Origin of the sequence: Pseudomonas emilianonis (assembly GCF_023072625.1) — a bacterium.
GTDB lineage: Bacteria > Pseudomonadota > Gammaproteobacteria > Pseudomonadales > Pseudomonadaceae > Aquipseudomonas > Aquipseudomonas paraveronii.
Map to the genome: position 1 here is coordinate 1 of NZ_JAKNRV010000283.1, position 6,908 is coordinate 6,908.

Here is a 6,908-nt window from a genome sequence, read left to right on the forward strand (position 1 = left end):
CGAGCGCGTCGAGCTGCTGACCCTGGCCGCCGGCTCACCCCTGGCCGCCGTGAAGCTGCAAGCCCAGGGTGTGCGCGAGCAACGTGCGCTGGTGGTGGACGGGGTGAAAAAGCTGCTCAAGCAAGAGCTGTCTGCCAGCCAGTTGGCCGAAGCTGCCTGGAAGGACATCCCCTTACTGCTGCTGTTCGACTGGTTCTGCGACTGGTCGAGCCTGATCCTGCGCTACCAGTTGACCCAGGATGAAAATGGCCTGGGCCTGCCGGACATGCGCAAGGTCGTGCAATACCTCGCGCAGAAAAGCGCGCAGGACAAGGTGCTGAATATCCAGGACTGGATTCTCGCCCAGCGCCAGAAGGTGCTCGGCAAGGCCAACCTCAACCGCGTGCTGTTGCTCGAAGCGCTGCTGGTGCAGTGGGTCGGCTTGCTCGGCCGGCGTTAATTTCCGTGGCCGACGGGTGTATCGTCGGCCAGACCCTTCCCGTGATTGAAGTTGTCATTTCTTATGCTCGTAGATTCCCATTGCCACCTTGATCGCCTCGACCTCGCCCAACACGGCGGTTCCCTCGACGCCGCCCTGGAAGCGGCCCGCCAGCGTGGGGTCGGGCACTTCCTGTGCATCGGCGTCAGCGCCGACAATGCGGCCGACGTCAAAGCCCTCGCAGATCGCTATGCCGACGTGGATTGTTCGGTGGGTATCCATCCGCTGGACCTCAAGCCCGGCGAAGCCCCGGCTCTCGACTGGTTGCTCGGCGAACTCAACCACCCACGGGTGGTGGCGATTGGTGAAACCGGCCTGGACTATCACTACGAGCCCGAAGCCGCGCAATTGCAGCAGGCGTCGTTCCGCCTGCACCTGCAAGCCGCCGAGCAGACCGGCAAACCGGTCATCGTCCACACCCGAGGCGCTCGCGCCGACACCCTGAGCCTGCTGCGCGAAGCTGCATTGCCCCAGGCCGGGGTGCTGCATTGCTTCACCGAAGACTGGGACATGGCCAAGGCGGCCCTCGACTTGGGGTTCTACATTTCCCTGTCGGGCATCGTCACTTTCCGCAATGCCGACGCCCTGCGTGACGTGGCGCGACAAGTGCCGGCCGACCGGCTGCTGGTGGAAACCGACTCGCCGTACCTGGCGCCGATTCCCCATCGCGGCAAGCCGAACCTGCCGGAGTATGTGCGTGATGTGGCGGATTATCTGGCGATGCTGCGCGGTGAATCCTACGAGCGCTTTGCCGAGCAGACCACCGAGAACTTCAAGCGCCTGTTTCCGCTGGCTCACGTCGCCGTTTAACGCGGCCAAAGCGCAGGCAAAAAAAACCCGGGTTCTGGGGGGGGAATCCGGGTTAAGACCATTAGGAGTAAAACAAGGGCACACAGTCCGTCGGTACCCAGATCGACGCGTCACTTGGGGGAGATGTCGCGCCGACAGTTGAAGTATTGATCAGTATCCGATTCAGTCCAGTCGCGTCTGGTCGTTTTTTAAACAGATTTGGAATACGCGCGCTTCGCTTGAGTTCTCATTGAGCGGATGTACAGGCGTAAACGTTATGTATTATTTCTGACTGAGCGCCATGAATTCGTTGGCGCGCTGAAAGTAATGTGTGTGACGGGTTCACATAGGCGTTGCCCAACGACCGTTCAGTCGGGATAATCTCTCGCACCGGGTAAATCGTATCGCCACGTATCCTTGGCCCTGCGCAACCCTCCCTTTACCGACCTCTGCAGACCTTTTCCTCATGCAAAAAGAACCCCGTAAGGTCCGTGAGTTTCGCCGCCGCGAGCAGGAAATTCTCGATACCGCCCTCAAGTTGTTCCTCGAACAAGGTGAAGACAGCGTTACCGTCGAGATGATTGCGGATGCCGTAGGTATTGGCAAAGGCACCATCTACAAGCATTTCAAGTCCAAGGCCGAGATCTACCTGCGCCTGATGCTCGACTACGAGCGCGACCTGAACGAGCTGCTGCATTCGGCCGATGTGGACAAGGACAAGGAAGCTCTGTCGCGGGCTTACTTTGAGTTCCGCATGCGTGACCCGCAGCGCTACCGCCTGTTCGACCGTCTGGAAGAGAAGGTGGTCAAGGGCCACCAGGTGCCGGAAATGGTCGAGGAGTTGCACAAGATCCGCGCCTCGAACTTCGAGCGCCTGACCCTGCTGATCAAGGGCCGCATCAGCGAAGGCAAGCTGGAAGACGTGCCGCCGTATTTCCACTACTGCGCCGCCTGGGCGTTGGTGCATGGCGCCGTGGCGCTGTACCACTCGCCGTTCTGGAGCAATGTGCTGGAAGATCAGGAAGGCTTCTTCCAGTTCCTGATGGACATCGGCGTGCGCATGGGCAACAAGCGCAAGCACAGCGCTGAGCTGCCACCCGTTGAAGCCAAGCCCGCCGAGACACCTGCCGCGTAATGATTTGCTGCCAGGCGCAGTAACCCAGGAATATACTCAGGTAAGGCGCTTGCTAAAAGCTGATTTATAAGTCAGCTTTTAGTGCGTCCGAATTATCCTCTGCCGGAGTGATCCATGATCGTTGATCGTCAAGGCAGGCGTTTTCGCAATTTGCGGATCAGCCTGACCTCAGCCTGCAATTACGCGTGTACCTACTGCGTGCCTAACGGCAAGCGGTTGGTGGCTGCCCAGGACGAACTCTCGGCCGAGGCCATGGCCCGTGGCGTGGCTTACCTGATCGAAGCCGCCGGTATCGAACGCCTGCGCATCACCGGCGGCGAACCGTTGGTCAGCCCCAAGCTGGAAGCCTTCATGGGCGCCGTGGGCGGGATGGGCCTCAGTGACATCAGCCTGACCACCAACGGCCAACTGCTGGCGCGCAAACTGCCGCTGTTGGTGGACGCCGGCATTCGGCGGATCAACGTCTCCCTCGACACGCTGAACGCCGACGCTTTCCGCAGCATCGCCCGTGGCGGTGACCTGGCCACGGTGCTCGATGGCATGGACCAGGCGCGTGCGGCCGGGATCAAGATCAAGGTCAATATGGTGCCGCTGCGCGGTCAGAACCTCGACCAAGTGCTGCCGCTGCTCGACTATTGCCTGGAGCGCGGCTATGAGCTGCGCTTTATCGAACTGATGCGCATGGGCCACCTGGCCAAGGACTCCAATGCGTTCCTGCAGCAATTCGTCAGCCTTCAGCAACTGCTGAGCCTGATCGGCGAACACCACGAATACCTGCAAGCCAACGCTCCCGTGGATGCCACGGCGGTGCGCTACGAAGTGCCGGGCAAGGGCTTCTTTGGCGTGATCGCCAACGAAAGCGTGCCGTTCTGCCGTACCTGTTCACGGTTGCGGCTGTCGTCCACCGGTTGGCTGCATGGCTGCCTGTCGTCGAGCAACCGTCACTATGTCGGCGACCTGCTCGATAAACCGCGCCACCAGGCGCTGCCGGCCTTGCAGGGCTTATTGATGAAGGCTCTGGGTGACAAACAGGAAGTGGCGTTCTCCGGCGGTGCGACCATCATGAAGATCATCGGCGGCTAACCCTGTCCCCTGGGTTACACACAATCCAGTGTGGGAGGGGGCAAGCCCCCTCCCACATTTAGTGATGCGTTGTTTCCAAATGGCGCGGATTCTGCATCTCATGCCCATTCGCCGGTTTTCCGTCACCGGCTTCTGGAGGATTAGGATGCGTAGTCTGGTTTTGTTGCTGGCGTCGTTGGCGCTGAGTGGTTGCATGACCGTCAGCGATATGGCCGAAGGCACCCGTTATCAGATGAGCGATGCCGGGTTGCTGGACCACAGCGACACCCGGCGCACCGCCTCGATTCGCGTGCAGCCGGACTCCTTCATCTTCATCGCCCAGGGCGCCTTCGTGCCGCCGGGCAGCGCGTATCCGCGACCGAACGTGGTCGCCGAAGAAGCCTTCAACGGCTTCGTCGAATACTTCCCCATGGTGCGCCGCGCCCGTCAGCCCGAAGGCCTCGAACAAGCCTTGGCCGAAGCCCGTGCGGCCGGCGCTCACTACTTGCTGTACTGCCGCTTCGCCAAGGCGGATGACCGCATCGGCAACGCCGATGAGTGGACCGATCAGCAGGCCCTTGACCGTGTCGGCCTGGACAGTGGCGTTATCCAGATCATGTTGATCGAGACCAGCACCCAGTATTTGATTGATACTGCACGGATTCGCAGTCGTGGCGGTTTACTGACGTTCCACGACAATACGCCCCAAGATCTGATCGCCCGCCCTCTGGCGCAGTACGCCCGAGGCCTGCTGGGCATGAGCGATCAGTAAGCCAGAGGAGAACCCCATGACCGATTCCGCCAAGGCCAATGATCTATTGGCCCAACTGCCCAAGGGCAAGGGGCCGGCGCCGGTGCATTTGTGGAACCCGGACTTCTGCGGCCACATCGACATGCGTATCGCCCGCGACGGCACCTGGTATTACCAGGGCACGCCGATCGGGCGCAAGCCGATGGTCAAGTTGTTCTCCAACATCATCCGCCGCGATGGCGATGAATACTTTCTAGTCACCCCCGTGGAAAAAGTCGGCATCACCGTCGAGGATGCGCCGTTTGTCGCGGTCACCCTGGAAGTCGAAGGGCAGGGCGAAAGCCAGCTGTTGCGCTTCACCACGCAAGTCGACGAGCAGGTTGAGGCTGGCCTCGAACACCCGCTGCGGGTGGTGATCGACCCCGACACCGAGGAGCCTTCGCCCTATCTGCGGGTGCGCACCAACCTCGAAGCCCTGGTGCATCGCAACGTGTTCTACCAATTGGTCGAGCTGGCGGTGAGCCGCCCGCTCAACGGTCAGAACTGGCTCGGCGTGTGGAGCGGCGGCGTGTTTTTCCCGATTGGCCTGGAGCCCTGAGGGCGGTTTTTTCCACCCCCCTGAAATAATTCGCTTGCTGCAAACGGCGGCTTTCGGTTATCAATTTGTACATGATTAGACATGTCCGATTTGATAAGAAAAAACGCGTCGTCGACGAACTCATCCGCCGTATCGAAGGTGGGGTGATGGCCGACGGTTTCCTGCTGCCGGGTGAGTATCAACTGGCCGAAGAGTTTGCAGTCAGTCGCGGCACATTGCGCGAAGCCCTGGCCGAGCTCAAGCGCCGCCACTACATCGCCACCCAGAGCGGTGTCGGCTCCATCGTCACCTTTGACGGTATGGTGCTCGACCAACGCAGCGGCTGGGCCCAGGCCCTGGCGGACACCGGCGCCCTGGTGAGCACCGATGTCCTGCGCTTCGAAGCCGTGACCCGTCCGGACCTGTTCAGCCGTTTCGGCAGTGACCAATTTATTGCCCTTGACCGCCTTAGACGCGCCGCCGATGGCCGCGCCGTGTCCCTGGAGCGCTCGCTGATGCCGGCCTCGGGTGGCCTGGAAGGCCTGCCCCGGGTCGGGCTGATCGACAACTCCCTGACCATCACCCTGGCCGCCTACGGTTACGTCGGCGCCGAAGGTGATCAATGGATCGGCGCCGAGCCCCTGACCGATGCAGACGCTGAGCTGCTCGGCCGCCCGGCGGGCACGGTGTTTCTCAAGGCGTCGCGCACCACTTATGATCGGCGCGAGCGCTTCATGGAGTACGTCGAAAGTCTGCTCGACCCTGTGCATTTTCGTCTGCATCTGCAGTTTGGCGCGGCGAAATGACCGCGCACAGTCGTGCCCTCGGCGCCTTCTACGGCCTGGCGTTGGGCGATGCCCTGGGCATGCCCACCCAGTCCCTGAGCCGCGAACAGATCAGGGCGCGCTTCGGTGCCATCACTGGCCTGGAAGATGCCGACGCCGACCAACCCATCGCACCAAACATGCCCGCCGGCTCCATCACCGATGACACCGAGCAAGCGATCCTCGTCGGCGAGTTGCTGGTAGAAGGCCAGGGCACGATAGAGCCGAGCGTACTCGCGCGACGCCTGATCGACTGGGAAGCGCGGATGCGCGCCAAGGGTTCCCAGGACCTGCTGGGCCCGTCGACCAAGCGCGCCATCGATATGATCCTCACCGGGCATACGCCTGAAGAGTCCGGGCGCTACGGCACCACCAACGGCGCAGCGATGCGCATCACGCCGGTGGGGATTGCCGCCGATGTCCGCGAGCCTGCTTCGTTCATCCGGGCGGTGATCCAGGCGTGCCAGGTCACCCACAACACCAGCCTGGGCATCTCCAGCGCAGCGGCGGTGGCGGCAGTGGTTTCGGCCGGGATCAACGGGGCGGACCTGGGTGAAGCGCTGAACGTCGGCACCCAGATCGCCCAGCAGGCCGAACGCCACGGACACTGGGTGGCCGGCGGCCGTATTTCCACGCGCATCAGTTGGGCGCGGACCTTGAGCGTCGCCAGTGGCGACAAGGCGCTGTTCGCCGACCTGCTCTATGAGTTGATTGGCACCTCCGTCGCTTCCCAGGAGTCGGTGGTGGTGTCGTTCGCCCTCGCGCAGCAAGTGGCGGTGGGCGCGATGAATGCCTTCGAAGCCTTGTGCCTGGCCGCCAGCCTGGGCGGCGACACCGACACCATCGCCGCGATCCTCGGCGCGATGCTGGGGGCGTGCCTGGGGATGCATTGCTGGCCAGCGGCGATGGTCGAACAGGTCAAGCAGGTCAATGGGTTGGCGTTGCAGCCGTTGGTTGACGGGTTGCTCACCTTGCGCCAGGCGCCACAGGCCGGCCCGCTCGCACATTGACCGTATCAAGATTGCGCTTTGCGAATTTGCCACACCCCTAACAATACCGGCACCAGGAGCACCCGCACATGAGTACGCCCACTTCCGGCCAAAGCGCCGGGCGCTTGGAAACACGCGGCATCGAACCGGTCCCCGAAGGCGAGTGCAACGGCCATCCACTGCAACTGTTCTGGGTGTGGTTCGCGGCCAACATCAGCATCCTGGGGCTGCCGCTGGGCGCGACCCTGGTTGCGTTTCGCGGCCTGGCCATCTGGCAGGCGGTCATCGTCGCCATCCTCGGCG

Annotated in this window: 9 protein-coding genes; all 9 read left to right on the top strand. The window is 62.2% G+C overall.

What is annotated here, in order from left to right:
- A partial coding sequence (locus L9Z73_RS22415) for a DNA polymerase III subunit delta' C-terminal domain-containing protein (protein WP_282598717.1) occupies positions 1-439 on the top strand: 439 nt, incomplete at its 5' end.
- 63 nt (positions 440-502) lie between these two features.
- Entirely contained in the window at positions 503-1,288 is a 786-nt protein-coding gene (locus tag L9Z73_RS22420) for a TatD family hydrolase (protein ID WP_247405608.1), read from the top strand.
- Positions 1,289-1,733: 445 nt separating this feature from the next.
- A complete protein-coding gene (locus L9Z73_RS22425) occupies positions 1,734-2,402 on the top strand; it encodes a TetR/AcrR family transcriptional regulator (protein WP_247405611.1) in 669 nt (222 codons plus the stop codon).
- Positions 2,403-2,516: 114 nt separating this feature from the next.
- Positions 2,517-3,485, top strand: a complete 969-nt coding sequence (locus L9Z73_RS22430) for a GTP 3',8-cyclase MoaA (RefSeq protein WP_247405614.1) — start codon at positions 2,517-2,519, stop codon at positions 3,483-3,485.
- Positions 3,486-3,630: 145 nt separating this feature from the next.
- Positions 3,631-4,236, top strand: coding sequence for a DUF4823 domain-containing protein (locus tag L9Z73_RS22435; RefSeq protein ID WP_247405616.1), 606 nt, complete (start codon positions 3,631-3,633; stop codon positions 4,234-4,236).
- Positions 4,237-4,252: 16 nt separating this feature from the next.
- Positions 4,253-4,813, top strand: a complete 561-nt coding sequence (locus L9Z73_RS22440; protein ID WP_247405619.1) for a DUF1285 domain-containing protein — start codon at positions 4,253-4,255, stop codon at positions 4,811-4,813.
- Positions 4,814-4,884: 71 nt separating this feature from the next.
- Complete coding sequence (locus L9Z73_RS22445) at positions 4,885-5,598, top strand: GntR family transcriptional regulator (RefSeq protein ID WP_247405622.1); 714 nt, start codon at positions 4,885-4,887, stop codon at positions 5,596-5,598.
- Positions 5,595-6,626: an ADP-ribosylglycohydrolase family protein gene (locus L9Z73_RS22450; RefSeq protein ID WP_247405625.1), complete on the top strand. Its 1,032-nt coding sequence runs from the start codon at positions 5,595-5,597 to the stop codon at positions 6,624-6,626. The genes L9Z73_RS22445 and L9Z73_RS22450 overlap by 4 nt, the downstream gene beginning before the upstream one ends.
- Before the next feature lie 68 nt (positions 6,627-6,694).
- The coding region (locus tag L9Z73_RS22455; RefSeq protein WP_247405628.1) for a cytosine permease at positions 6,695-6,908 on the top strand (214 nt) is incomplete at its 3' end.